Here is a 24,264-nt window from a genome sequence, read left to right on the forward strand (position 1 = left end):
GGGGCGGCGGGGCGGCGCGGGTGGCTCAGGCGATGCGGGTCGGTACGTCCTGGAGGGTGTGGCCGGTGGTGGTCAGCAGCGCCGTCAGCACGGCCGGGGTGACCGAGGGCTCGGTGCGGAGGTAGAGCTCGTCGGTGGTGGGGTGGGGGTGGACGGAGAGCAGGGTGATCCGGTGGTCGGCCAGCGTCGTGGGGGTGTGGGCGAGGGCCGTGGTGCGCACCCGCCAGAGCGTGGCCGGTGGCGGGGCGTGCGGTGACCACCAGCTGTGGAGCAGGGCGGTGGTGAGCAGGGCCAGCGCGGAGGCGGCGACCACGACCGGGCCGTCCGGGCCGTGGACGACGATCTTCGCGATGAGGTCGGCCGCCGTGACGGAGAGGAAGACGGCGGCGAGTTCGACGGTGTCCCGGCGCCAGCGGTGGGTGCGGAGAGCGCCGGCGGCACGGCGGGGAGAGGGCTTCGAGTGCTCCATGCCACCACGGTGCCCGACCGGTGTTTCCCGGCCGGGCGTCCGTCGTGACCAGGCGGTTACGGTCCGCGCGGGGCTGTTACGGGAGCAGGTCGCGGGCGGTGGCCTTGACCTCGGCGAGCAGGAGGCGCAGGTCCTCCTCCGTCGTCGTGGCGTTGAGGAGGCAGGCGCGGAGCATCTCGTCGCCGCCGAGGCGGGCGCCGGTGACGAAGACCCGGCCGCGCTGCTGGACGGCGACGGGCAGCTCGCGGTTGAGGGCGTCGCGGGCGGCGGGGTCCAGGCCGGGCGCGCGGTGGCGGAACGCCACGATGGAGGTCTGGACCTCGGCGAGGAGCTCCAACTCCTCGTCCTCCCGGACGAGTTCGCCGAGGAATCGGGCCAGCTCGGTGCACCGGGCGATGTCCCGGGTGAGACCGGCGCGGCCCCGGTGGGCGATGGTGGCCCAGACCTTGAGGGCGCGGAACGGACGGGTCTGCTCGGTGCCGTACTCGGAGAACCAGCCGAGCGCGCCGGCCGCCTCGTCGCGCAGGTAGGACGGGACGAGGCTGAAGGCGCCGCGCAGCTCCTCGGTGTCGCGGACCAGGGCGCAGCCGCAGTCCACCGGGACGCCCAGCCACTTGTGCGGGTCGAGGGCGAGCGAGTCGGCGCGCTCCAGGCCTTCGTAGCGGTGCGCGATGGCGGGGTCGAGCCGGCCGAAGGCGCCGTACGCGCCGTCCACGTGCAGCCAGAGCCGCTGCTCCTCGCACAGGTCGGCGATCGGGCCGAAGGCGTCGACCGCGCCGGTGCCGACGGTGCCGGCCGAGGCGACGACGAGGAACGGCAGCAGCCCGGCGGCCCGGTCGGCCTCGACGGCCGCCCGCAGCGCCGCGGTGTCCAGGCGGCCGTCGGGGCCGGTGGCGACGGTGCGCAGGTGCCTGCTGCCGAGGCCGAGGAGTTCGGCGGCCTTGCGGACGCAGGAGTGGGTCTCGCCGGTGACGTAGCCGACCAGCGGGGGCAGGCCCGCCAGGCCGTCCTCGCGGACGTCCCGGCCGGCCAGGCGGGCGGCGCGGTTGCGGGCGGCGGTGAGGCAGACGATGGTCGCCATCGAGGTGCCGGAGGTGAGCAGGCCGCCGCCGGCCGGGTGCGGGAAGCCGACGAGTTCGGCGATCCAGCGGACGACGGCGCGCTCCAGGTGGACGTCGGCGTGGTCGCCGCCGGCCGAGCTGGGGTTCATCGCGGAGGCGGCGAGGGTGGCGAGCACTCCGGCGGGTGCGGGTGCGGAGTTGACCCAGCCGAAGAAGCGCGGGTTGCCGTTGCCCATGGGGTACGGCATCACCTCGCGCCCGATGGCGTCGAGCAGCTCGGCGAGCGGGCGGCCGTCGGCGGGCAGCGGGGCGTCGAGCAGGGCCCGGCGCGCGGTCTCGTCCATGGGTTGCCAGACCGGGCGGTCGGGCAGGTCGGCGAGGTAGTCGGAGACCAGGTCGGCGGTGGCGTGGGCGGCGGCGCGGAAGTCGTCACCGGGGCGGGTGGCGGCGCGGAAGTCGTCGGTGGCCATGCGGGACACTCCAGGGAGGCCGGGGAGGGCAGGCGCGGCGTCCTCGGCGCACCCTGATCAGGCGATGGTCCGGTGATCCTACGGAAAGGGCCCGCGCCGTGCGGCGCGGGCCCTCATGCTGAGATCGGGGGTCAGTCCAGCGAGCCGGACAGGCCGCCCGCGGAGCGGCAGTACCCCTGCATCTCCTTGTCGGTGATCTTGGCGCAGAGCCGGCCGGCCGCACCGCCGTCGGTGTAGTTGACCGTGTAGTAGCTGACCAGTCCCTCCGCGCAGGCCTTGCGCTGCCAGCCGTCGGCGGCGGTGGCGCACTGCTGGGCGGCCCAGTCCTCGCGGTCCAGGTTGTACTTCATGGTCCGCGAGCCGACCCCGCGGCTGCAGTCCACCGCCCCGCCGCTGGCCTTGCCGTTGAGGCACCACTTGAGGGCGTCGGCGTAGACCTCGGGGTGGTTCGGGTAGTCGTGCGAGGAGAGGTAGAACGTCGGCGCGTAGAAGTAGCACGCGGACTGGAACAGGGCCGGCTGGTCCTTGCACGGGTAGAGCGGGTCCTGGGCGAGCTTGTCGGCGGGCAGGTTGGCCTTGGCCTGCTCGTCCTCCTCGTCCGGGCCGAAGAGCTGCATGAACAGGCCCTCGGAGCAGCGGATCCGGTTCTGGTCGGTGGTGAACTTGTTGCATAGGTCGCGCGCCTTGGCGACGTCCTGCTTGGCGACGAACATCGTGCCGTGGCCGACGCCGTGGATGCAGGGGCCGCTGTTCTTGGGCGCGCAGAGCTTGAGCAGGTCCACCTCGGGCTGGGTGGAGGCGTTGAGCATCTCCTCGACGGCGCCGTGCAGGTACCCCGCCGCGCAGGTCTCGTGCGGGTAGGAGATGACCTTCTGGAAGTCGGCGTTGAACCGCTTGACCGCCGCGTGGCCGAGCTCGTGCGCGATCGGGTGGCAGAAGCGCACGGTGTACGGCTTCTCCTTGGTGATCCTGTCGAGGTCGGCGAGGGCGACACCGGGGTCGGTGGCGTCCATCTCGGCCATCATCTTGTTGCGCAGCGTCGAGCGGGTCCACACCGCCGGGTCGCCGGTCGGGGTGGCGCTCGCCGCGCCCGCCGAGGCCGGCTGGGCGCCGCCGGCGGGTGCCCCGGCGGCCGGGCCGGCCGGGGTCGCGGTGGCCGCCGCGGGCGACCAGTCGGTGACGGCCACCGACCCGAGGCCCAGGACGCCCAGGAGCAGGGCGGTGAGAATCGCGAAGACTCGCGGCTGCATGACGGGATCCCCCGGCGGATCGAGGTGAACGGTTCGCTCCCATCCTGACGGCACGGGAGCGGGAATCCGTGATTTCGCCCGCCATTCGGGAGATGTCGGCGACGCTACCGCACCGTGCGACGCCCGGGCTCGCCGGGATGGTTCCCGGCGATCACCCGGACGGCGCAGCGGCCGGCAGCCGGCCCGGCGCGCCGGGCGGGCGCGCCGGTGCCGGTGCGTCAGAGCTCCAGGGTGACCTGGTACTCCGTCAGCCAGGCGTCCAGGTCCAGCGCGAGGTCGACGCCCAGCCGGACGGACTGCGGGTCGGTCTCCGGGGCGAGCGCGTCGGCGAGGCGCCGCGGGTCGAGCAGGTCGAGCGCCGGGGACTTCCGCTCGACGGCCAGCCGGGTGAGCTCGGCGCGCAGCTGGGCCGGGTAGTGCGGGTCGCTGGTCACCGGGTACGGGCTCTTCGCCCGGTCGGCGATCGCTGCGGGCAGGAGGTCCCGGACGGCGGCGCGCAGCAGGCTCTTCTCCCGTCCGTCGAAGCACTTCATCGCCCACGGCGTGTTGAAGACGTACTGGACCAGTCGGTGGTCGCAGAACGGCACCCGTACCTCCAGGCCGTTGGCCATGCTCATCCGGTCCTTGCGGTCGAGCAGGATCCGGACGAAGCGGGTCAGGTTGAGGTAGGAGATCTCGCGCATCCGCCGTTCCAGCGGGTCGGCCACGGGCAGGTGCGGGACCTCGGCGATCGCCTCGCGGTAGCGGGCCCGGCGGTACCCGTCCAGGTCGAGCTTGCGCAGCAGCTCGGCGTCGAGCAGCTGTTCGCGCGGGCCGGAGCCCAGGCCGGCGATGTGGGTGAGGCCGGCGGCCCAGGGGAAGTCCTCGGCGGCGACGGTCCGCGGGTCGTGGAACCAGCGGTACCCGCCGAAGAGCTCGTCCGCGGACTCGCCGGACAGCGCGACGGTGGAGTGCCGGCGCACGCCGCGGAAGAGCAGCAGCAGCGAGACGTCCATGTCGCCGACGCCGCCCGGCAGGTCGCGGGCGCGCAGCGCGGCGGAGCGCCGGGTGAGGTCGGTCAGATCGGCGGCGTCCAGCTCGATCACGCTGTGGTCGGCTCCGACGTGGTCGGCGAGCAGCCGGGCGAACGGGCCGTCCGGGGTCTGCCGGACCTCGCTGGCGTGGAACTCGCCCTGGCCGGTGAAGCCCACGGAGAAGGAGCGCACCGGGCCGGCCCCGGCGGCGCGCAGCGTCCGGGCGGCGAGGGCGGTGATGGCGCTGGAGTCGAGGCCGCCGGAGAGCAGTGAGCAGAGCGGGACGTCGGCGTCGAGCTGGCGGTGCACGATGTCGTCCAGCAGGGCCCGGACGGTGGCGACGGTGTTCTCCAGGCCGTCGCGGTGCTCGCGCGCCTCCAGCGCCCAGTAGCGGTGGACCGAGACGCCCTCCCGGCGCACCCGGACGACGTGGCCGGGCCGGACCTCGCGGATGTCGCGGTACGGCGTCAGGCCGGGGGTACGGGTGTGGCCGAGGAGTTCGCGCAGTCCGTCCAGGTCGACCACCGGGCGGACGGCGGGGTGGGCGAGCAGGGCCTTGGGCTCGGAGCCGAAGACCACGCCGTCGGGGGTGGGGTGGTAGTGCAGCGGTTTGACGCCCATCCGGTCGCGGACCAGCAGCAGCTCCTCGCGCCGGGCGTCCCAGACGGCGAAGGCGAACATGCCGTTGAGCCGCTCGGCGAGTCCCGCGCCCCACTCCAGGTAGGCGTGCAGCACGACCTCGGTGTCGCTGCGGGTGCGGAAGCGGTGGCCGGCCGCCTCCAGCTCCGCGCGCAGCTCGCGGTGGTTGTAGACCTCGCCGCTGTAGGTGAGCGCGGCCAGCAGTCGGCCGTCCTGCTCGACCGTCATCGGCTGGGTACCGCCCTCGATGTCGATCACCGCGAGGCGGCGGTGGCCGATCGCGGCGTGCGGTTCGAGGAGGACGCCGCCCGCGTCCGGGCCGCGGCAGAGCTGGGTGGCCGTCATCGCGTCGAGGACGTGCCGGGCCCTCGGTTCGGCGGTGAGGTCGCGGTCGAAGGCGACCCATCCGGTGATCCCGCACATCAGCAAGCCTCCGGTCTTCCGCTTCGTGTTCAGGGGATCACGCTACGTGTGGATCCGGTGGCGCTTCAAGGGTTCGGCGGAAGACGAACGAACGGGGGGCGGGTGATCGCCGGGGGTGCCGCCGGGGGTTCGTCGAGGGTGCGCGCGCGGGTGGGTGGGGGGTGGGTGTCGGGGGTCCTGCGGGGGCGGGGCTGGGCCGATAGCCGTCATCCCTGCCCGATTTCGGGCAGGATCTTTGGCTTCGGCGGGTGGTGCGACCTAGGCTGCTCACTCGTGCCGAGCTCATCCCACCCTCATGAAGACCTTCTCGCCCACCTGACCCGGACCAGCCCGCTCGGGCCCGGGGAGGCGGCGCGGGTCGTGGCGGAGGTGCTGGCGTACTTCTCCGAGAGCACCGAGGAGTACGTGCGCCGACGCCACACCGAGCTGCAGGCACGCGGTCTGACCAACGAGCGGATCTTCGCCCGCCTCGCCGAGGAGCTCCCGCAGCGCCGCGTCGCGGCGCCGGAGCTCTCGGCCCGCCAGCTGCGGCGGATCGTCTACGGCTGAGCGCGGACCGCCCACGGCCGGGCGACGCCGCCCACGGCCGGGCGACCTCGCCCACGCCCCCGTCACTACCAACGAGGAGTCCACGCATGTGCGGAATCGTGGCCTACATCGGCCCCAAGGACGCGACCCCCTTCCTGCTGGAGGGACTGGCCCGGCTGGAGTACCGCGGCTACGACTCGGCGGGCGTCGCCGTCACCGGGCGCACCGGCGGCATCAAGCTGCGCAAGGTGAAGGGTCGGGTCGCCGACCTCGCCGCCGCCGTACCGGCCCGGTTCAAGGGCACCACCGGCATCGGCCACACCCGATGGGCCACCCACGGCGTGCCCAGCGACGCCAACGCGCACCCGCACCTGGACAACGCCGAGCGCATCGCCGTCGTCCACAACGGCATCATCGAGAACGCCGACGAACTGCGCGCCAAGCTGACCGCCGACGGCGCCGTGTTCCGCTCCGAGACCGACACCGAGGTGCTCTCCCACCTGATCGCCGCCCACCTCACCGAGGGCGTCGAGCTGGAGGACGCGGTGCGCGCCGCGCTCGGCCGGGTGGTCGGCACGTACGGCATCGCGGTGCTCGACGCCGACCAGCCCGACCGGATCGTGGTCGCCCGCAACGGCAGCCCGATCGTGCTGGGCATCGGCGAGAAGGAGATGTTCGCCGCCTCCGACGTCTCCGCGCTGGTCCGCTACACCCGCCAGGTCGTCCACCTGGAGGACGGCGAGCTGGCCACCGTCCGGGCCGACGGCTTCCGCACCTTCACCGCGGACGCCCGCACCACCCACCGTCAGCCGTCCACCGTGGACTGGGAGATCGACTCCTTCGACACCGCCGGCTACGAGCACTACCTGCTCAAGGAGATCCACGAGCAGCCCGGCTCGGTCGAGCGCACGCTGAGCGGCCGGCTCGACGAGCGCTTCGCCACCGCCCACCTCGGCGGCCTCAACCTGGACGCCCGGGAGCTGCGCGAGATCCGCCGGGTCAAGATCCTCGGCTGCGGATCCGCCTACTACGCGGGCGAGATGGGCGCGCAGCTGATCGAGGAGCTGTCCCGGATCCCCGCGCACAGCGAGCCGGCCTCGGAGTTCCGCTACCGCAACCCGGTGATCGAGGCGGACACCCTGTACGTCGCGGTCAGCCAGTCCGGCGAGACGTACGACACGCTGGCCGCCGTCCAGGAGATCAAGCGCAAGGGCGGCCGGGTGCTCGGCGTCGTCAACACCGTGGGCAGCGCGATCGCCCGCGAGTGCGACGGCGGCATCTACCTGCACGCCGGGCCGGAGGTCTCGGTCGCCTCCACCAAGGCGTTCACCTCCACCGTGGTCGCCTTCGCGTTGCTGGCCCTGCACTTCGGCCGCATCCACGACCTCTCGCCCGCCGACGGCCGCCGGATCGTCTCGGCCCTGCAGGCGCTGCCGGACCAGATCCGCGAGGTGCTGGAGCAGAGCGAGTCGATCGCCGAACTCGCCGCGGAGTACGCCGAGTCCGCGGGCATGATGTTCATCGGCCGGGTGCGCGGCTACCCGGTGGCCCGGGAGGGCGCGCAGAAGCTCAAGGAGATCTCCTACGTGCACGCCGAGGCCTACCCGGCGAGCGAGCTGAAGCACGGCCCGCTGGCGCTGATCAGCCCCGAACTGCCCACCGTGGCCCTCGTCCCGGACGACGAGCTGCTGGAGAAGAACCTCACCACGCTGGGCGAGATCAAGGCCCGGTCGGGGCGCGTCATCGCCGTCGCGCACCGCCGCCCGGAGGAGAAGCTCGCGGACCACTGCATCCTGGTGCCCAAGAGCGAGCCCGAGCTGGACCCGCTGCTGCTCAACATCCCGCTGCAGCTGCTCGCCTACCACGCCGCCGTCGCCCTCGGCCGCGACGTGGACAGGCCGCGCAACCTGGCGAAGAGCGTGACGGTGGAGTAGTGGAGTAGCCGTCACGGTCGGCGCCGTCGTTGCAGTCGGCGCGTGAAGTCGTCGGGCCCCGGTCGCTGTGCGGACGACCGGGGCCCGTCCGGTTCCGGGGGTGTTCGCGACCGGACGTGCTCGCGGTTCAGAGGTGCTCGCGGTTCAGAGGTGCTCGCGGTTCAGAGGTGCTCGCGCACGGCCGCCGCCACCGCTGCGGAGCGCAGGTAGCGGGCGGCGGTGTGGAAGTCGAACAGCGCGATGCTCTCGGTGAGGTCCAGGTCGACCTCCGGGAAGCGGCGGGTCAGCGGACGGGGGACGGCCACCGGGTCGCCGTGGTCGCTGATGTTGACCCAGCGGCGCACACCCGGCGGGCGCCGTCCGACGCCGCCCTCGGGGGCGGGCGACAGCCGGTGGAAGACACCGTGGGGCAGGGCCAGCGGGGAGCCGAGCGTCAGCAGCAGGTCGACCTCGATCTCGGGGTGGGCGTGCAGCGCCTCGTAGGTGACGACGCTGCCGAGGGAGTGCGCGATCACGATCCGCGCCTTGCGGTCGGCGATGGCGTCGGCCACGCCCTCCCTGGCGGCTTCGCGGGCCCCGGGGCCGCCGAGGTAGCGGGCGACGTCGCGGAACAGCGCCGCGACGAAGGCCCGGGTCAGCCTGCCGTCCAGGCTCAGGTGCTCGGCGACCATGCCGGCGAGGTGGCGCAGCGGTACGGTCAGCCGCCCCTGCGCGGTCGCCTGCGGGAGGCCGAGGGCCTCGGCCCAGTCGGCGGCCAGGGCCGCGGCGGCGGGGTCCTCCCGCTCCAGGCGGTCGAGGGCGGTGTCCTCGTCCCCGCCGCCCTGGGCGGTCGGCCGGTCCGCGTGCAGGTGGTGGGCGTAGTAGGCGTAGGTGAGGTCGATGTGCTCGGGGGAGAGGGCGAGGCCCCGGGCGAGGTCCTCCGCCCAGCGGCGGGAGCGGGCGGTGACGACGTCCTGCGGGGCGTGGTCGGGGGCGTGGTGGCCCACGCCGTGGACGGCGACGATCGGGGTCACGGGGTACCTCCTGGGGTTGGCGGGGTCGGGCGCAGGACGGGGCCGTTCGGGTCGAGGTCGAGGCGGATGACGTCCGGGCCCATGCCGACGAAGACGCCGCCGTCCGGGCCGACGGCGACGGCGAAGATGCTGTCCGGGAACCAGAGGCGGTGGAGCTGGGTGCCGGTGGTCAGGTCCCAGAGGCGCAGCGTGCGGTCGAAGCCGCCGGTGAGGGCACAGGGGCGGCCGTCGAGGACCGCGGGGGCGACGGCGAAGACGGCCTCGGTGTGGCCGAGGAGTTCACGGCGGTGGGTGCCGTCGAGATCGGTGAGGTGGACGCTGCCGTCCTCGTGGCTGCTGAGGACGTGGGGACGGCCGTCGACGGTGCACACCGCGAGCGCGTGGACGTCCCAACCGGCGTTCTGGACCACGAGCTCCGGCCGGGTCCGACGGCCCGGGGCCACCTTCCAGACGAACCCGCGCCGGTCCCCGACGAGAACGGTGCCGCCCGCGGTCGTGAGGCTCGTGACCTCGGCAGAGGCCCGCATGAGGCGGGTGATGCCGGGCCGGTCGTGGCGGTGGAGCCAGACGTGGCCGTCCTCGTCGCCGGTGACCGCGTGCCGGGTTTCGTCACCGAGGGAGAGCGCGGCGACCGCGGTGTTCGACCTGGGCTGGGCCGGTGAGAGCCAGAGGTTCCTGCCGTCCGGATCGACGCCGAGGACTCCATGGGCCTGACCGGCCACGAGGACGAGTGTTCCGTCGGAGCCGGGACTCACCGCGATGCTGTTCGGCCAGGTGCCGGTGAGGACGAAGAACCGGTCGCGGTCGTCGGCGCGCTTCGCGTCGATCACGCCGATCTCGCCCTCGCGGCTGGCCGACACCAGACGGCCGTCCGGCAGGACCGCCAGCGCGGTGACCGCGTGCCGGTGGCCCCGGCGCTGGCGCAGTGCGAACTCGCCGTCCGGGTTCCAGATCCGGACCGTACCGCCCTCGCCGGCCGTGAGGAGGCACCAACGGCCGTCCACGGTGGCGTCGGTGACCGCGGTGATCGCCGTGGTGTGGGTCGCGACCATCCGCCAGCGCTCGTTGGCCGCGCCGTACACGAAGACGTGGTCGACGTGCGCCATCCGGACGGTGCCGTCGTCGCTCCCGGTGAGGAGGTGGCGGTTCCGAGCGCCGCCGTGTCGGCGCGTCGCGGACAGCACGGTGATTTCGCCCGCGTGCCCGGACACCCTGCTCCTCGGCCGGACGGTGCGGCCGAACAGGCTCACGGCGCCGGACTCGTGGGCCGTGGCGATGTCCGGCCCGTGGTCGTCCATGGCGGTGGCCGCGGTGACCGGATCCTCCCGGTCGTCGACGTGCCGGACCGCGATTCGGGTGCCGTCCGCGTCCCAGGCCGTGACGCCTCCGTTCTCCTGGTGGACGAGAACACCGGTGTCCCGGTACCGCACGAGCCGCCGAACGGTGCCGCTGTACCTGGGCAGCGTGACGGTGGCGAGCGCGTGCCCGGTCTCCGCGTCCCAGTGGCGGAGCCGTTCGTCCTCCCCGGCGCTGACGACCCGTGGTACGCCGTCGACCGACAGCGTGACGACCGCCCAGACCGGGCCGTTGTGCGCCTCGGCGGTCCACAGCGGGCGACCACTGGTCAGGTCCCAGCCGTGCAGCCTGCCGTTGTCGTCGCCGGTGACGGCGATCGGCCCGCCGGGCAGCTCGGCCGCGGCCACGCAGCCCACCGCGGCCCCGTGGTCGGGCAGTTGGAGCACGGTGGTGGCCGTTCGCAGGTCCCAGAGGCGGGCCGTACCGTCCTGACCCGCGGTGAGCGCGTGGGCCCGGCCGTTGATCTCCAGGGTGGTCAGGTCCCAGATCTTGCCCCGGTGCCCGATCAGGGTGGTGAGCAGCCGGGTGGCCAACGGGCGTCCGGCCGTCCAGGTGACGGTCCACGGACCGTCGGCGGACAGCGCGGCGGACAGTTCACCCAGCTGGTAGCGGGCGGCGTCGAGGGCGAGGATCTGGCGGCGTTCGTCCGGGGCGGCGGCGCTGTGGGCGCCGAGGGAGGCGCGGTAGACGACGCCGTGGGGGTGCTGTTCACCGCTGTGGTACAGCTCGGCCGACAGGGCCGCCGGGTCGGCGTGGACGAGGAACTCCGGATCGTCCAGCAACTCGGCGAGCGCGCCCGCCTCGGCGGCGTGGCGGGCGGCGTGCCGGAGCAGGTAGTGCTCGGCGGTGGCCCACTGCGCGGGGCGGTCGGGGACGGGGCGGACGTCGGCGAGCAGGCGGTCCCAGACCGTCCGCGCGTCCAGGTCGGGGCGGGCGCGCAGTCGGTCGGCGAGGCCCTGGTGGAAGATCCGGTACAGCGGGGTGCCGTCCCCGTCGGGGGAGCGGCGCAGGTAGAAGCGGGCGGTGTCCAGGAGGGTGTCGGTCGCGTCGGTGTCGGCCACCACGCCCACCAGGCGTTCGGGCATGCCGGTGCCCTCGGCCCGGGCGAGGGCGGTCAGCACCGACCGCAGGCGCTGGTCCGGCTGGTGGCCGAGGTCCAGGTCGAGGATCGCGTCGAGGGTGCGGGGGACGGCCCGGCCCAGCGCCTCGGCGTCGGCCGGGGTCCGCAGGGGCGGTCGCTGCTCCAGCAGGTACCGGGTGTAGAGACCGGCGACCAGGAACTCGCCCCACTCCGGCTCCGCCGACACCAGGGTGTCGGCGACGGTGCGGGCCAGCCGGTCGACCAGGCCGCGTTCGTGGGCGTCGTAAGGTTCCGCGCGGCCCAGCAGGTCGGCGACGAAGTCGGCCAGCTCCTCCCGCAGGCGGTCCCCGGGCACCTCGCCGAGGTCGAGCAGGCCGCCCTGGCCGCGGGCGGTGTCGAGCAGCAGCCTCAGCCCGGGCTCCGGGCGGGTCGCGACCAGCACCCGGCACAGCGGTGAACCGTCCGGCCGGCGGCGGGAGATGAGTGGTGACAGCAGCGCGGTGAGCAGGTCTTCGGGATGCTCGGCCTCGTCGAGCGCGTCGAGCAGCAGCACCGGCGCGGTCGGCCGGGCACGCAGGGCGTCGATCAGTCGATCAGCCGTCCAGTGGGAGCTGCCGCTGCTGCCCGGCGGCAGGGGCAGCTCCCACTGGGCGGCGAGCGACGCCACGACGGCGGCCAGGCGGCGTCGGCGGGCGTGGACCACGGCCAGGCCGGGCACCTTCCGCGGCGCCGACCTCCGAAGGGTGCCCCAGACGTGCTGGGTGGGCGTGCGCAGCGCGGGGTGCGCCGCGCAGGCGAGCATGCCCAGCAGGGCGGACTTCCCCACGCCGGGCTTGCCGGTGACGACCTGCAGCGCCGGGCCCTGCCCGTCGAGCCAGCCGCAGAGCCGGTTCAGCTCCTCGGTGCGGCCGGTGAAGGAGGTCAATCCCTGTGTGCCGTAGGCCTGTTGGTGGCCGAGCGCGCGGCTGACGAAGTGTCCGGCGTCGGCGGTCTCGTCGAGCAGGGCGGCCAGCTCGGGGTGCGTCCCGCCGCCGCCGGGGCGGTGGCGGGGATTGCGGAAGAACCGCAGGTGGCCGAGGTCGGCGCCGAGCGCCGCCAGCGGGCGCTCGATCCGCTGCTCCGGCCCGCCCCGGCCGAGCTCCTCGACCCGGCGGGCGAGTTCGCGGCAGAAGCGGTCGATCGGGATGTACTCCAGGGACTCGTCCAGCGGCAGCGTCCCGTCCGCGAAGCCGCCGAGCACCTCGGCCACGGCGGAGCTCAGCCGGCCGTCGTACGCCGGGTCCTCGGGGAGGCTCGCGGCGACCACCCAGACCCGGCGCAGCTCCGGCCGCACCAGCCGCTCGAAGTGGCCCCACACGACCCGGCCGGAGTAGCAGAGGTCGAGGAGGAGCAGGACGGTCGGGCCGTCCTCGCCCGCCCGCGCCTCCACGTCGGTGATCCAGGTGGACAGCTCGTCCGTGAGCAGCCCGTCGCCGCCGACCACGTGGAGACCGTTGGTGATCCGGTCGGACGGCTTCCCGTGCGCGAGGAGGTGGACGACCACGAAGCCCGGCCCGCTGTGCAGCGCGGCCCGCACCGCCTCCGACAGGGCCGCCGCGGTGACGGCCGGATCGGCGGTGGTCTCCACCGGCGTGTAGCGGTACCGCTCGGTCAGGATGCCGCGCAGCCGCTCGGCGCGGTCCGGCGCGTAGGCGAGCCGCGGCCACGCGGGCGGCACTTCGTCGGCCGGATCGCCCGCCTCGCCCTCGACCCCCACCACGAGCGCACGGTGCTGCACCGGCCGTCCCCCAACTCGCCGCCTGTGTGCCCGGTCGTGCGGGCGTGATCCGGAGTCAGGTTACCGAGCGGGGAGGTCGGCGGGGTGCGGCGGGCCGGTCAGTTGAACGAGCGGGAGGGTCGGCGGGGTGCGGCGGGCCGGTCAGAACACCGAGCAGCCGGACAGGGTGGTCAGGGTGTCCAGGGCGGTGACCGCGGCGACCGAGTTGCCGGCCTGGTCGAGGCGCGGGCCCCAGGCGCAGACGGCGGCGCGACCGGGGAGTATGGCGAGGATGCCGCCGCCGACGCCGCTCTTGCCGGGAAGGCCGACGCGGAAGGCGAACTCGCCGGCGGCGTCGTAGGTGCCGCAGGTCAGCAGGACCGCGTTGATCCGCTTGGCCTCGCTGCGGGACATCAGGTGGGTGCCGTCGGCGCGCACGCCGTAGCGGGCGAGGAAGGAGCCGGCCAGGACCAGGTCCCGGCAGCTCGTCGTGAGGGCGCAGTGGGCGTAGTAGTGCTCCAGGACGGTGTCGACCGGGTTCTCCAGGTTGCCGTGGCTGGCGATGAAGTGGGCCAGCGCGGCGTTGCGGTGGCCGTGCTCGGCCTCGGAGGCGGCGACCACCGGGTCGGTGTCGAGCCCCGGGTTGCCGGACTCGCGCCGCAGGAACTCCCGTACCGCGCCGGAGGCGTCGCCGGTCATGGTCTGCAGGCGGTCGGTCACCACGAGGGCGCCCGCGTTGATGAACGGATTGCGCGGGATGCCGTGCTCGGTCTCCAGCTGCACCAGGGAGTTGAAGGGGTTGCCGGACGGCTCGCGGCCGACGCCCCGCCAGAGCGCGTCACCGCCGTAGGCGACCGCGAGCGCCAGGGTGAACAGCTTGGACACGCTCTGGACGGAGAACGGCTGCTCCCAGTCGCCGACGCCGTGCAGCTCCCCGTCGACGGTGGCGACGGCCATGCCGAAGGACTCCGGGTCGGCGGTGGCGAGGGCCGGGATGTAGTCGGCGACCCTGCCCTGGCCGCGGGTCGCCCGGGCGGCCGTCTCCGCGGCTGCCAGCAGCACCGGCCAGTCCAGGTTCTCCCCGCCGGGCACACCGTTCACCGTTCGTCCTCCACGTTCTGCCACGTTCATCAGCCCTCGGAGCCGCCGCGTGCGGACGCGTCTCCGGTCCGGGCCGCGGCCCGGCGCACGGCGGACCGCGGCTCGGACCGGGCGCGCGCGGCGACGGCGGCGTCCGGTCCGACCAGGATTATCCGTGTTCCGGGAGGACGGATTCGGCAGGGGGTGGGAATGGCGCCACCGGGACGGGCTACGGGGCGTTGGTGGGCGCCAGGACGGGCGGGCCCGTGAGCAGGGTGCCGGCGTCGGAGTAGGGCCAGCCGTTGGGGACGCAGCCGTGCAGCCCCTTGATCTGCTGCATCATCACCGGCGCCGGTTCGCCCGGACCGGGGCAGTCGACGTGGCCGTTGCCGAGGATGTGGCCGACCTCGTGGTTGATCGCGAGCGCGTGGTAGAGCTCGGGCTTGCCCTGGTAGAACTCGGACAGCTCGGTCCAGCGCTTGAGGTTGATGACCACCTGGTGGGTCACGCCGCAGTTCACCCAGCCGCCGGTGTCCAGCCCGTACTGGCCGCAGATCCGGTCGGTGGACTTCGGGGTGGCCAGGTAGACCGTGAAGTCCACCGGGTCGGCGGGCATCCGCTGGAAGGAGGCCGTGCCGCCGGCGGCCCAGCCGTGCCGGACGTCACCGAGGACCGCGTCCACCTCGGCGGCGAACTGCTCCGGGCTCTCCGCGATCCCGTTCTCCACCCGCACCTTGTACCTGTACAGGTGCTCGCCGGTGCCGAAGCGGGCGGAGCCGCCGGGCGCGGTGGTGAAGGCGAGCGGGGCCGGCCCGCGCTTCCGGTCGCTCCACGGCTGCCACCACAGCAGGCCGGCCGTCACCACGGCCACCAGGGCGAGGGCGAGCGCGCCGTGCCAGGGCTTGCGGGGGCGCAGCCGGCGCAGGCCCGGGCGGCGGGGCCTCGGGGGGCGGGGGCCCGGGCGGCGGGCGCCGGGGCGGCGGGAGTTCGGCTCGGCCGGGGTGCTCAACGACTGCTCCCGGCGTGCGGCGCCGTGTGGGACGGCGGGCGTGCGGCGGTGGCTTCCGGTCGGTCGGGTATCGGGGCCAGTGTGGACATGGTGGAACGGCTCCAGTGCGGGGACCGGCACGGCCTGGTCGGTACGGGTGGCACGTGTTCGGGTCGTGCGTCTTCGGGTCGTGCGTGTTCGGGTCGTACTGGGAGGAACGGGTGGGGGCGGGGCGGTGGTTCAGGGGCCCCTGTCGGATGTACGTCCCGGTCGGTTCCCGGAACCGCTCGATGGTGTCACCCGTGCGGCGTGTCCCTGGGGACCGGGCCCCGGATTCGGGTGTGGTGGGCGGGTCGATCCGTTCCACCTGTCCGTCACGGGTACGTCTTGGGAGGCGCCGTCATGCCCACCACCGCTGTTTTCGCCGTCGAAGGGATGAGCTGCGGCCACTGCGAGAGGACGGTCAGCGCCGGGCTCTCCGCGCTGCCGGGCGTCACCGACGTCGTCGCCGACGCGCCCAACGGCCGGGTCACCGTGGCCTCCGCGCAGCCGTTGGACGAGGACGTGGTCCGCGGCGCGGTCGACGGGGCCGGGTTCACCCTGGTCGGGCCGGCCTGACGGCGGGTTCGCACGGCGCGGGGTCCGTCGGTCGCGACCGACGGACCCCGCCGACGTCCGGCTCAGCCCATCGTCTTCGCGCCGTCCAGGGCTTCGCGGATGATGTCGGCGTGCCCCGCGTGCTGGGAGGTCTCGGCGATGATGTGCAGCAGCACCCGGCGGGCCGACCACGAGGCGTCCGCCTGGAACCAGGGGGCCTTCGGCAGCGGGTGGGCGACATCCAGGTCGGGGAGGGTGACCACCAGCTCGTCAGTCCGGCGCGCCACGTCCTCGTAGGCGGCCAGGACGTCGGCCAGGGTCTCCCCGGGCAGCATGCGGTACTCGTCGGCCCGGCGGGCGATGTCCTCCTCGGTCCAGGTGGTGAAGTCGGGCATCGCGGACGGGCCCTCCACGATGAAGGCCGCCCACAGCCGCTCCATCGAGGTCACGTGCTTGACCAGGCCGCCCACGCACAGCTCGCTCGCGGTGGTCCGCAGGCCCGCCTGCTGGTCGGTGAGGTCGCGGGTGGTGAAGCGAAGGAAGTAGCGGTGCTTCGCCAGCGCCTCCAGGAAGTCGGCGCGCTCGCCGGTGACGTTCGCCGGAACGGCGCCGGTGGTGGCGGTGGTGACGCTGCTCGCGGCGTTGGTGGTGGTCACGGTCGTGGCCTCGTTGGTCGTGTTGGTGGTCGCGTTGGTGGTCGCGGTCATGGTTCTGGCCTTCCGTTCGGTTCTTGCTCCCTCGGACAAGAACAACGTTACGGACCATTGCGGCCACTTCCTGTCCTGAATTCCGGGAAGAATGGGACCCATGGCGAACACCAGCACCCGGACGCTTCGGCTGCTCTCCCTGCTCCAGACCCACCGGTACTGGCCCGGCGATGAACTGGCCGACCGGCTCGGCGTCTCCGTCCGCACCCTGCGCCGGGACATCGACCGCCTGCGCGAACTCGGCTACCCCGTCGAGGCGCAGCGCGGCGTCGACGGCGGCTACCAGCTGGCGGCCGGCGCGGCACTGCCGCCGCTGGTCATCGACGACGAGGAAGCGGTGGCCCTGGCGGTGGGCCTGCAGGCGGCGGCGGAGAGCCCGGTCGAGGGCGTCGCCGAGGCCTCGGTCCGCGTGCTGGCGAAGGTCGTCCAGGTGATGCCGGCCCGGCTGCGCCGCCGGGTGGAGGCGCTGCGCGCGATGACCGTCCCGGTCGACTGGGGCGCCCACGGAGGCGTGGGCGTCGACCCGGACGTCCTCACGGTGGTGGCGCTCTCCTGCCGGGACGACGAACGGCTGCGGTTCGCGTACACCGCCGCCGACGGGCGCGGTTCGGAGCGGCACGTCGAACCGCACCGGCTGGTCTGCCTCAACCGCCGCTGGTACCTGGTCGCGTACGACCTCGACCGCGCCGACTGGCGCAGCTTCCGCCTCGACCGGCTGAGCGCCCCGCAGGGCAGCGGCGCCCGCTTCGCCCCGCGCACCCTCCCGGCCGCCGACGCGGCGGAGTTCGTCCGCGCGGGCCTCAACGGCGTGCCCCGGCCGCACCGGGTGGAGGCGCTGGTCGACGCGCCCGCCGACTACGTCCGGGCGCGCGTCGGCCGCTGGGGCACCGTCGAGGCGGTCGACGGCGGCCGCTGCCGGCTGCTGATGACCGCCGACTCCCTGGACTGGCCCGCCATGGCCCTGGGATCGCTCGGAGCCGACTTCGAGGTGATCGGCCCACCCGGCCTTCGAACGCTGCTGGAGGACTGGAGTACCCGCTTCAGCCGCGCGGCCGCCATGACCGCCACGGCCGCCCCGGGCGAGGCGGGCGAGGCGGCCGAGGCGGGCGAGGCGGGTGAGGTTGCGGGGCGATCGGAGTAGGAAGTCGGGCGGGCCGACTTCTGGCGCGCCTCCAGGGGCGGGGCGCGCGCCGACGCGGTGCCGCCCCCGGAAAGAAATATGCAGACCGGTCTACTGATTATGTCCCCGGAGGGGCGCTGGGGTTGGGGCGGCGCGCGCAGGAAGTCGGCGTGGTCGACTTTTCGCGTGGGGTGGCTTGGGGGCGGGCCAAATTATGCAGATCGGTCTACTGATTGATGGGGAGTGGGGTTGGTGCGTAGGAAGTCGGGCTGGTCGACTTTCTGCGCCGGGGGAGTCGGGCAGGAATATGAATATGCAGATCGGTCTACATATTTCCCTGGGGCGGGCAGAGGCGGGCAGGGGCGGGCAGGGGCAGGGTCGGAGCGCGCGTAGGAAGTCGGGTGGGCCGACTTTTGGTGGGTCAGGGGGCGATGGTGTCGAGGGTGGTGCGGAGGCGGGTGAGGACGGTGGGGAGGTCGGCGAGTGGGGGTGTGGCGAGGGCGAGGCGGAGGGCGTTGGGGTGGTGGGCGGTGGTGGCGAACGCATCGGCGGTGGAGATCAGGATGCCCTCGGCGGCGAGGGCGGCGGCCGCGTGGTCGGGGCGCTGGTGGGGTTCGAGGGTGAGCCAGAGGATGTAGGAGCTGGGGTGGGCGGTCGTGGTGAGGCCGTCGAGGGCGGCGCGGGCGATGGTCTGGCGCGCGGTGGCGTCCGTCCGGCGCTCGCGTTCCAGCCGGGCCACTGTGCCGTCCGCGAGCCAGCCGGTGGCGAGGGCGGTGATCAGGCCGGGTGCACCCCAGGCCGCCGTGCGCAGCTGGGTGGTCGCCGGTCGTAGCAGGTGCTCGGGCAGGACGGCGAAGCCGAACCGCAGGCCCGGCGCCACGTTCTTGGACAGTCCGGCCACGTAGCAGGTGCGCTCGGGCGCGAGGGCGTGCAGGGGTGGTGGCGGCGCGGCCTCCAGGAAGGCGTACGTGCCGTCCTCGATCAGCGTGCAGCCGTGTTCGGTGGCCAGGTCGGCCAGGCGTTCGCGCCGCGCTTGGTCGAGCACCCAGCCGAGCGGGTTGTGGACGGTCGGCATGGTGTACACCGCGCGTACCGGTCGGGCGTGGCAGAGCCGGTCCAGCGCGTCGAGGTCCGGGCCGGCGGGGGTGGCGGGGACGGGTGCCAGGTCGAGCCCGTGCGCGGAGGCGAGCAGCTTGATGCCCGGGTAGCTGAGCGCGTCCACGGCCAGGACGTCCCCGGGGCGGGTGAGGGTGCGCAGGACGCAGTCCAGCGCCTGCTGCGCCCCGCTGGTGAGCAGCACGTTCGCCGGTGCCGTGTCGACGCCGCGGTCCAGCAGGTACTTGGCGACGGCCGCCCGGTCGTGCCGGTGGCCGCCCGGGGGGTGCTGGCGCAGCAGGGCTTCGGCGTCGCCCGAGGAGGCGAGGGCCCGCAGGGCCTGCCGCAGCAGGTCGCCCTGGTCGGGGGCGAGCGGCTGGTTGAAGGAGAGGTCCGCCAGCCGCGGCACCGGGAGCGCGCGGGAGGGTTCGAGGCCGTCGTAGCCCGAGCGCAGCCGGACGAAGGTGCCCCGGCCCTGTTCACCCACCACCAGCCCGGCAGTGGCGAGTTCGGCGTAGACCCGGGTGGCGGTGGCGAGGGCGACCCGCCGTTCGCGGGCGAGGGCGCGGTGGGTCGGCAGTCGCGTGCCGGCGGGGAGCGCGCCGGAGCGGATGGCCGTCGCGTACTCGTCGACGATGGCCTTGTAGGAGGGCGGTCGCACCGGTCACCTGCCGTTCCTGTGCGTCGTGCGCGTGGACGTGTATCCAGGACAATAACTGGATTGTCATGGGGCGGAGTTCCTAGCCTCGATCCGTCCGGCAGTGGAGCCGGGAAACCGAGCGGGGAAGCCGAGCCGGGGAACCCGAGCGGGGAAACCGAGCGGGGAAGCCGAGCCGGGAACGGAGCGCGCCCATGACCGTCCGCAGCGAGCGGGACCAGCACGTCGTCACCCTCACCATCGACCGGGAGAAGAAGCTCAACGCCCTCGACCACCCGACGATCGACGCGCTGCTCGCCGAGTTCGACCGGATCGACGCGGACGACACCGCCCGCGCGGTGGTCCTCACCGGCGCTGGGCGGCGGGCGTTCAGCGCGGGCGCCGACATCCCGTCCCTGGCGGCCGACATCGCGGGCGGGCCCGAGCGGGCGCTGCGCGAGTTCGTCCGGCGCGGTCACACCCTCACACGGCGGATCGAGGAGTTCCCCAAGCCGATCATCGTGGCCGTCAACGGCCTTGCGTACGGTGCTGGTTGCGAGATCACCGAGGCGGCCCCGCTGGCCGTCGCCGCCGAGCACGCGACCTTCGCCAAGCCGGAGATCTCGCTCGGCTTCCCGCCGCCCTTCGGTGGTTCGCAGCGGTTGCCGCGTCACGTCGGGCGCAAGCGCGGCCTGGAGATGATCCTGACCGGGGACCCGATCCCGGCCGCCCGGGCCGCCGAGCTGGGCCTGGTCAACTCGGTCGTCCCGGCAGGTGAACTGCTCGACGCGGCCCGGGACCTGGCCGACCGCATCACCAGGCACGCGCCGACGGCGGTGGCTGCCTGCCTCCGGGCGGTGACCCGCGGGATCAACCTCCCGATCGACGAGGGGCTCGCGGTCGAGGCAGCGGCCTTCGCGGCGACCGTGCCGACCGAGGGCGTCCGGGACGGGCTGCGGCGCTTCCTGGACCGCTCGTCCGGCTCCCGCTGACGGCGGTCCGGCCGGGCGCCGCGCTCCCGGGGCCGCCCGCCCGGTTCGCTCGGGCAGGTGGACGGCGCCAACGGGCGGGCGGTGGAGGGAATTGGGCGACGTCGGGCAAACCCGGGATCTGCTCGGGCGCCGGACGGGGACCTCGCGGGAGAACGTACGGCCGGGGGCCGCCGGCGGCGTGCCGGTGGTCGCGGAGCAGGGCGCGCGCGGTCGGGCAGTGGTGGTCAGACGGTTCCCGGGTGTCCCGCCGGGAGGGCGGGCCCGGCGCCGCAGTGAGCGGCGACCGTGTCGGCGAAGGCGCGGGCCAGGGGGCACAGATTGGCCCAGTCGCGGATGGCCCAGCCGGCGGTGAGGGCGGGCAGGTCGGGGAGCGGGAGCAGCCGCAGGCCGGGGTGGCCGGGTCCCTGCCACTGGGGGAGGGCGGGGACGACGGCGTGGCCGAGGCCGAGCTCGGCGAGCAGGATCGCGGTGTCCCAGTCCGCGACGCTGGTGTCGAAGACCGGTCGGATGCCCGACTTCCCGAGCCAGGAGTCGAGTTGGGAACGGGCGACGGAGTTCTGCGGCAGCCCGATGAGCCGGGCGTCTTGGAGGTCGGCGGGTTCGATGCGGGCCCTGGTGGCGAGCGGGTCGCCCGCGGCGACGGCCAGGACCCACGGCAGGTCGACGACCGGCCGCTGGTCGATGCCGCGGACCGGGGTGCCGAGGGTGATCCAGGCCAGGTCGACCCGGCCGGCCGTGAGCGCCTCCAGGCAGCTGCGGCTGGAAACCTCCGTCTGGAACTCCAGGCTGACCTGGGGGAAGCGCCGTCGGAAGGCCACCACGGCCGCCGACATGAAGTGCCGGATACTGGTGGCCCCGGTGGTGATCCGGACGGATCCGCCCTCGCCGCGCGCGAGTTCGGCCACCCGGTGCAGCGCGTGGTCGATGCTGCCGAGGCCGGTGGAGACGCCCGCCTGGAGCAGGCGGCCCGCCTTGGTGGGCACCACCCCGCGCGAGTGGCGCTCGATCAGGGCGAGGCCGAGCTCGCGTTCGAGCCGCTTCACGTGCTGGCTGACCGCGGACTGGGTGCAGTGGAGGTCGCGGGCGACGGCGCTGAGCGAGCCGGCCCGGCAGACCGCCGCGAAGACGCGGAGATCGTCGATGGTCACGGGGACCCAAGGTATCGCTTGGAGATGTCCCAGCAAACCGGCGGATTGACTTGGGTATTCGGCGGGCTCGATCATCGATTCCGGGCCCAGGGCGGCAACCCGCCCGCTGCCCCCGCGGCGTTCCGGACGCACAGGCGGGGGCAGCGGGCGGGTGTCGACCCGCATCGAATCGCTACCTGCACGACGTGCACCACGTGGATGACCAGAAGGGGGAACGGAATGCGCTACGCCGACGGTCCGGGGACGGTCTGCGAGATCTTCGTCCAGGCACCGGTGGAGCGGGTGTGGGAGCTGGTGACGGACATCGACCTGCCCACCCGGCTCAGCCCGGAGCTCCAGCGCGTCGCCTGGCTGGACGGCGCGGACGGACCGGCGCCGGGCGCCCGCTTCGAGGGCCACAACCGCCGTGAGGGTCTGCCCGACTGGCGGACGGTATCCGAGGTGACCGAGCTGACCGTGCCGGCAGGGGGAACCGAGCCGACCGAGCCGGCCGTTTCCGCCGACCCGACCCGCCCCGGCGCCTTCGCCTGGGCCGTGATGGACGCCGACGGGCGTTACGGCGAGCCGGTGTCCGAGCCGGCCGGTGCGCTGGCGCGCTGGCGCTTCGACCTGACCCCCGAGGACGGCGGCACCCGGCTGCGCCAGTCGGTGGTGATCGGCCCGGGCCGCAGCGGCATGAGCGGCATCATCGACGCCAGGCCCGAGAGCGAGGAGAAGGTCGTCGACTTCCGGCTGGGCGAGCTGCGTACGGCCATGACGGCCACCCTCGAAGGCATCAAGTCGCTGGCCGAGCAGGGGGAGTAGCCCCCGTCGTCCCCGTCCGGCGGTCGATCCGGGCCGCCCGGAGCGACCGGACAGCCCGGATCGACCGGGCCGCCCCGGCCGGTGAGACGGGTGCGGGTTCCCGGAAGGAGCGGTGAGGTGGCACCGGTGGCGTGGGCGGGCTCCGAGGTCCGCTGGATCGGGCAGCTCGGCCGACGACTCGTCGTGGTGCGGGAAGTGGACGGTCAGCGGATCCTCCAGGTCGATGACTGGTCCACCGTGGTGGACGAGCGGACCGCCGTCCACCACCGCACCGGGCTGCTGCACCACCGCCTGGTGGTGCGGCAGCCCGGCCGGCCCCCGGTCGAGTTCCGCTACCGGCTGCCGTGGCCGATCCGGTCGGCCCCGTTCTGGGAGGCCACCTACGACCTGTGGTCGGCCGAGGCCGACGATCCGGGACTGGACGTCGTCGCCCTGCTGGGCGGCACCAACGACTGGGTGTGAGACCGGCCCGACCGGGGCAGCGGCGACGGCCGGGGCAGTGGCGACTCCCCGGGGCGAGGGGGTCGATCGGGAGCAGCGGGCCCAACCCGGACGGGTCGGCCCCCGGGGGAGTGGCCGTCAGGCGCTCACCCGGGCGCCGGTGCGGCGCAGCGCCAGCCGGGCCGGGAGCAGGCCGGCCGGCGGCGGACGGGCTGGTGCTGGAGGTCCGGGACGACGGGGTCGGCGCCGCCGACCCGGCCGCCGGGACCGGCCTGCTGGGCATCACCGGCCGCCTCGCCGTGATCGACGGCACCCTGTCCGTGCTGCTCACGGACCGGATCGGCGAGGTGCGGGAGTTCGTCTCCGCCCTCGCGGACGTGGCGGCGGGCGGCACGGTGGTCGACCCGGAGGTCGTCCGCCGGTTGCTGACCCGCCGTCACGACCCGCTGCAGCGGCTGAGCCCCAAGGAGCAGGAGGTGCTCGCGCTGATCGCCGACGGCCGCTCCAACGCGGCCATCGCCCGGCGCCCGGTGGTCACGGAGGCCACGGTGTCCAAGCGGATCGCGAGCATCTTCACCAAGCTCGACCTGCCCCAGGCGCCGGACGACCACCGGCGGGTGCTGGCGGTGCTGCGGTACCTGGGGGCCTGAAGGGGTGTCCGGCCTCCCGGCGTGGGGCGTCCGGCCTCCCTGCGCGGGGTCAGCGGCCGCTGCTCGGGCGGGGGTTGCGAGGCTTTCCTTCGGCCTCGGCCTCGGCCTCGCGGAGTGCTGCAGCGATGGCGTGGAAGCCGCGGCGCTCGGCGTGGGCGCGGGCGGTGGTGCCGTCGGCGTCGGGAAGGAGGGGGTCGGCGCCGTGGGCGAGAAGGATGCCGACGATCTCGCGGTGGGCGGCACCGCCGTCGCCGAGCAGGACGGCTTCCAGGAGGGCCGTCCAGCCCAGGTCGTTGACGTGGTCGACGTCGGTCGCGGTCTCGGTGAGCACCGCGCGGACGTAGGCGACGTGGCCGCGTTCGGCGGCGGGGATGACCGACACCCCGCCGTAGCGGTTGCGGCGGGTGAGGTCGGGCCGACCGGGAAGCAGGGCGCGCATCATCGGGACGCTGCCGGTGATGCCGGTGACCAGCCAGGGGCTGTTCAGCGCGCGGTCCTGCGCGTTGACGTCGGCGCCGGCCCCGACCAGCAGCCGGGCGACGGCGACCCGGTCGGCGAAGGCGGCCCGCAGCAGCGCGGTGCGGCCCTCGGCGTCCCGTGCGTCGACGGCCGCGCCCGCGGCCAGTGCCGCGTCGGCGGCGTCGTGGTCGCCGCGTTCGGCGGCCTCCAGCAGCGACCGGTCGGCGGGGGAGAGCGGGCGGTCGGTCATGGCGGGGTTCCTCCACGGGGTGGGGGGTCGGCGGGTGCTTCCAGCCTGACCTCTGCGGCACGTTCCGGCGTCGGCGGGGCGGTCGGTCGAGTCGGGCGGAACGGAGGACGGCCGGGTCATCCGATCGGATGACCCGGCCGTCGGCGATCACCGCGACAGCGTGGGCGGGTGGGCGGGTGGGCGGGTGGTCGGGTGGTCGGGTGGTCGGGTGGTCGGGTGGTCGTGCAGGCGTGCGGGCGTGCGGCCTGGGGCCTGCTGGCCTGCGGTCATGTGAAGTCGTGAAGTCGTGAAGTCGTGCGGTTC

Annotated in this window: 19 protein-coding genes and 1 pseudogene; 8 read left to right on the plus strand and 12 right to left on the minus strand. The window is 74.3% G+C overall.

Translation table 11 applies throughout. The features are described from left to right. Nucleotides 1–25 precede the first annotated feature (25 nt). The 4 genes from ACZ7KX_RS16970 to asnB form a co-directional block, all read right to left on the minus strand. On the minus strand, nt 26–469 hold the full coding sequence (locus ACZ7KX_RS16970) for a hypothetical protein (RefSeq protein WP_396546063.1): 444 nt from the start codon (nt 467–469) through the stop codon (nt 26–28). Between the two features lie 76 nt (nt 470–545). Beyond that, entirely contained in the window at nt 546–2,000 is a 1,455-nt protein-coding gene (locus ACZ7KX_RS16975) for a pyridoxal phosphate-dependent decarboxylase family protein (protein ID WP_470327088.1), read from the minus strand. 131 nt (nt 2,001–2,131) lie between these two features. Continuing rightward, nucleotides 2,132–3,250, minus strand: a complete 1,119-nt coding sequence (locus tag ACZ7KX_RS16980; protein WP_470327089.1) for a hypothetical protein — start codon at nt 3,248–3,250, stop codon at nt 2,132–2,134. A 218-nt stretch (nt 3,251–3,468) separates the two neighbouring features. Continuing rightward, nucleotides 3,469–5,325 (minus strand): asparagine synthase (glutamine-hydrolyzing), encoded by a 1,857-nt coding sequence (gene asnB, locus ACZ7KX_RS16985; RefSeq protein WP_470327090.1) that lies wholly within the window; start codon nt 5,323–5,325, stop codon nt 3,469–3,471. 273 nt (nt 5,326–5,598) lie between these two features. Here asnB and ACZ7KX_RS16990 point away from each other — a divergent pair, with 273 nt between their 5' ends. Together ACZ7KX_RS16990 and glmS are read left to right on the plus strand one after the other, a co-directional pair. Continuing rightward, nucleotides 5,599–5,874: a hypothetical protein gene (locus tag ACZ7KX_RS16990; protein ID WP_350520144.1), complete on the plus strand. Its 276-nt coding sequence runs from the start codon at nt 5,599–5,601 to the stop codon at nt 5,872–5,874. An 86-nt stretch (nt 5,875–5,960) separates the two neighbouring features. Further along, a complete protein-coding gene (glmS, locus tag ACZ7KX_RS16995) occupies nt 5,961–7,787 on the plus strand; it encodes a glutamine--fructose-6-phosphate transaminase (isomerizing) (RefSeq protein ID WP_350520143.1) in 1,827 nt (608 codons plus the stop codon). Between the two features lie 161 nt (nt 7,788–7,948). Here glmS and ACZ7KX_RS17000 read toward each other — a convergent pair whose 3' ends face one another. From ACZ7KX_RS17000 to ACZ7KX_RS17015, 4 genes are all read right to left on the minus strand, one after another. After that, nucleotides 7,949–8,800, minus strand: coding sequence for a hypothetical protein (locus ACZ7KX_RS17000; protein ID WP_470327091.1), 852 nt, complete (start codon nt 8,798–8,800; stop codon nt 7,949–7,951). Continuing rightward, the gene (locus ACZ7KX_RS17005; RefSeq protein WP_470327092.1) at nt 8,797–13,014 is read right to left on the minus strand and encodes an AAA family ATPase; all 4,218 of its coding nucleotides are present in this window, start codon (nt 13,012–13,014) and stop codon (nt 8,797–8,799) included. Before ACZ7KX_RS17005 ends, ACZ7KX_RS17000 begins: the two co-directional genes overlap by 4 nt. 141 nt (nt 13,015–13,155) lie before the next feature. Continuing rightward, nucleotides 13,156–14,067 carry a glutaminase gene (locus ACZ7KX_RS17010; protein ID WP_470327264.1) on the minus strand — a complete coding sequence of 304 codons (912 nt, stop codon included), beginning with the start codon at nt 14,065–14,067 and terminating at the stop codon, nt 13,156–13,158. A gap of 235 nt (nt 14,068–14,302) precedes the next feature. Beyond that, nucleotides 14,303–15,082, minus strand: a complete 780-nt coding sequence (locus ACZ7KX_RS17015) for a DUF3152 domain-containing protein (protein ID WP_470327093.1) — start codon at nt 15,080–15,082, stop codon at nt 14,303–14,305. A 381-nt stretch (nt 15,083–15,463) separates the two neighbouring features. Between ACZ7KX_RS17015 and ACZ7KX_RS17020 the strand changes: the two genes are divergently transcribed. Beyond that, nucleotides 15,464–15,679: a heavy-metal-associated domain-containing protein gene (locus tag ACZ7KX_RS17020; RefSeq protein ID WP_470327094.1), complete on the plus strand. Its 216-nt coding sequence runs from the start codon at nt 15,464–15,466 to the stop codon at nt 15,677–15,679. Between the two features lie 62 nt (nt 15,680–15,741). On the opposite strand, the gene ACZ7KX_RS17025 is transcribed toward ACZ7KX_RS17020, so the two are convergent. Next, nucleotides 15,742–16,365: a DinB family protein gene (locus tag ACZ7KX_RS17025; RefSeq protein ID WP_470327095.1), complete on the minus strand. Its 624-nt coding sequence runs from the start codon at nt 16,363–16,365 to the stop codon at nt 15,742–15,744. A gap of 100 nt (nt 16,366–16,465) precedes the next feature. Here ACZ7KX_RS17025 and ACZ7KX_RS17030 point away from each other — a divergent pair, with 100 nt between their 5' ends. Next, nucleotides 16,466–17,506: a helix-turn-helix transcriptional regulator gene (locus ACZ7KX_RS17030; protein ID WP_470327096.1), complete on the plus strand. Its 1,041-nt coding sequence runs from the start codon at nt 16,466–16,468 to the stop codon at nt 17,504–17,506. 400 nt (nt 17,507–17,906) lie between these two features. Here ACZ7KX_RS17030 and ACZ7KX_RS17035 read toward each other — a convergent pair whose 3' ends face one another. Then, on the minus strand, nt 17,907–19,241 hold the full coding sequence (locus ACZ7KX_RS17035) for an aminotransferase-like domain-containing protein (protein ID WP_470327097.1): 1,335 nt from the start codon (nt 19,239–19,241) through the stop codon (nt 17,907–17,909). Nucleotides 19,242–19,432: 191 nt separating this feature from the next. Between ACZ7KX_RS17035 and ACZ7KX_RS17040 the strand changes: the two genes are divergently transcribed. Then, the gene (locus tag ACZ7KX_RS17040; RefSeq protein ID WP_470327098.1) at nt 19,433–20,209 is read left to right on the plus strand and encodes an enoyl-CoA hydratase-related protein; all 777 of its coding nucleotides are present in this window, start codon (nt 19,433–19,435) and stop codon (nt 20,207–20,209) included. A gap of 224 nt (nt 20,210–20,433) precedes the next feature. Here ACZ7KX_RS17040 and ACZ7KX_RS17045 read toward each other — a convergent pair whose 3' ends face one another. Continuing rightward, complete coding sequence (locus ACZ7KX_RS17045) at nt 20,434–21,357, minus strand: LysR family transcriptional regulator (RefSeq protein ID WP_470327099.1); 924 nt, start codon at nt 21,355–21,357, stop codon at nt 20,434–20,436. A gap of 219 nt (nt 21,358–21,576) precedes the next feature. Between ACZ7KX_RS17045 and ACZ7KX_RS17050 the strand changes: the two genes are divergently transcribed. From ACZ7KX_RS17050 to ACZ7KX_RS17060, 3 genes and pseudogenes are all read left to right on the plus strand, one after another. Further along, the gene (locus tag ACZ7KX_RS17050) at nt 21,577–22,161 is read left to right on the plus strand and encodes an SRPBCC family protein (protein WP_470327100.1); all 585 of its coding nucleotides are present in this window, start codon (nt 21,577–21,579) and stop codon (nt 22,159–22,161) included. 117 nt (nt 22,162–22,278) lie between these two features. Then, entirely contained in the window at nt 22,279–22,623 is a 345-nt protein-coding gene (locus ACZ7KX_RS17055) for a hypothetical protein (protein ID WP_470327101.1), read from the plus strand. Nucleotides 22,624–22,925: 302 nt separating this feature from the next. Beyond that, nucleotides 22,926–23,252 (plus strand): annotated as a pseudogene (locus tag ACZ7KX_RS17060) (response regulator transcription factor); the annotation flags it as partial. Between the two features lie 49 nt (nt 23,253–23,301). On the opposite strand, the gene ACZ7KX_RS17065 reads toward ACZ7KX_RS17060, so the two are convergent. Continuing rightward, nucleotides 23,302–23,961 (minus strand): ankyrin repeat domain-containing protein, encoded by a 660-nt coding sequence (locus tag ACZ7KX_RS17065; RefSeq protein WP_470327102.1) that lies wholly within the window; start codon nt 23,959–23,961, stop codon nt 23,302–23,304. Nucleotides 23,962–24,264: the final 303 nt, after the last annotated feature.

It is taken from the genome of Kitasatospora sp. NPDC038210 (assembly GCF_055600605.1).

Coding starts and splice junctions, on each gene's coding strand:
- ACZ7KX_RS16980 (WP_470327089.1), bottom strand. CDS start 3,250: ATGCAGCCGCGAGTCTTCGCGATTCTCACCGCCCTGCTCCTGGGCGTC.
- ACZ7KX_RS16975 (WP_470327088.1), bottom strand. CDS start 2,000: ATGGCCACCGACGACTTCCGCGCCGCCACCCGCCCCGGTGACGACTTC.
- ACZ7KX_RS17025 (WP_470327095.1), bottom strand. CDS start 16,365: ATGACCGCGACCACCAACGCGACCACCAACACGACCAACGAGGCCACG.
- ACZ7KX_RS17040 (WP_470327098.1), top strand. CDS start 19,433: ATGACCGTCCGCAGCGAGCGGGACCAGCACGTCGTCACCCTCACCATC.
- ACZ7KX_RS17050 (WP_470327100.1), top strand. CDS start 21,577: ATGCGCTACGCCGACGGTCCGGGGACGGTCTGCGAGATCTTCGTCCAG.
- ACZ7KX_RS17065 (WP_470327102.1), bottom strand. CDS start 23,961: ATGACCGACCGCCCGCTCTCCCCCGCCGACCGGTCGCTGCTGGAGGCC.
- ACZ7KX_RS17020 (WP_470327094.1), top strand. CDS start 15,464: ATGCCCACCACCGCTGTTTTCGCCGTCGAAGGGATGAGCTGCGGCCAC.
- ACZ7KX_RS16970 (WP_396546063.1), bottom strand. CDS start 469: ATGGAGCACTCGAAGCCCTCTCCCCGCCGTGCCGCCGGCGCTCTCCGC.
- ACZ7KX_RS17030 (WP_470327096.1), top strand. CDS start 16,466: ATGGCGAACACCAGCACCCGGACGCTTCGGCTGCTCTCCCTGCTCCAG.
- asnB (WP_470327090.1), bottom strand. CDS start 5,325: ATGTGCGGGATCACCGGATGGGTCGCCTTCGACCGCGACCTCACCGCC.
- glmS (WP_350520143.1), top strand. CDS start 5,961: ATGTGCGGAATCGTGGCCTACATCGGCCCCAAGGACGCGACCCCCTTC.